Raw genomic sequence first — 847 nt, 5'->3', positions numbered from 1 at the left:
AAAACAATGGGATAGTGAATACAAAGAATATGAGAGATTGTGTAAAGAGAATATAGGTAAAGTGGTGTATGCAAGACCTATCACACAAGATGAGAGAGAAAGAATGAAAAAAATGACAGAAAAATATCCAAGTGGGACATTAGTATTCGAAACTATACCGATTGGCAAAAGTATTTATGAGAAAAGATACACTATAATATCAGAGAAGAATATCAGACATACAGAAGACATTGATCGTGATACTTTTATCTATAAGCAAGGGTTTGAGGATAGCGTAGTATATCAAACAATTGCAGGCTATATATATGACAGACATTGGACAGAGTTTATATTTTTTACTAAAGGTGCATCTACAATAAGGAAATATATAACGAGAGATACAGGGCAACATCATTACAATACAATTGAAGCAGCCTTGCACAATACGCAAAATATTGGTGTGAAAAATAATATGAAGTTTACTAATAGAATAATTAGAAAATTTAGATGAAAGAAGCAACAATGCCAAATAAACTCTACCAAAAATACCATACTCTAGGAGTCTATGTAGATACTTGGGGTTGGAATGAGGGTGTAATCCCTCATGTATTCTTAGGGCTTAAGATAGAATATCATCTTGTCAATGAAAACTTTAATGGAACACTAGATGATAAATCAAGAAAACAATATGCAGTAGAATCTAAACTAGAAGAACATAGTAAAACTACACAAATGGAGCTTATAGCAAAACTTACACAAGAATTTGAAAACAATGAAGCTAATAAAGAGAAATGGATAGAGCAAAAAGATGAAGCTATTTATGAAGAATTAGATGAATATTATTTATTCTTTCGTCAAGGCTATAAAG

Annotated in this window: 1 protein-coding gene and 1 pseudogene; both read left to right on the top strand. The window is 31.1% G+C overall.

Features of this window, described 5'->3' with window-relative positions; genetic code table 11:
* A pseudogene (locus CQA53_RS11695) lies at positions 1–490 on the top strand (hypothetical protein); the annotation flags it as partial.
* Positions 487–847, top strand: a 361-nt coding sequence (locus CQA53_RS11690) for a hypothetical protein (protein WP_147290063.1), incomplete at its 3' end; no start/stop codon positions are given. The pseudogene CQA53_RS11695 and the gene CQA53_RS11690, both read left to right, overlap by 4 nt.

Origin of the sequence: Helicobacter didelphidarum (assembly GCF_003364195.1) — a bacterium.
Classification (GTDB): Bacteria; Campylobacterota; Campylobacteria; order Campylobacterales; family Helicobacteraceae; genus Helicobacter_A; species Helicobacter_A didelphidarum.
The sequence above is the reverse complement of the archived record's forward strand: the minus strand, read 5'-3'. Positions and strand labels throughout refer to the sequence as shown.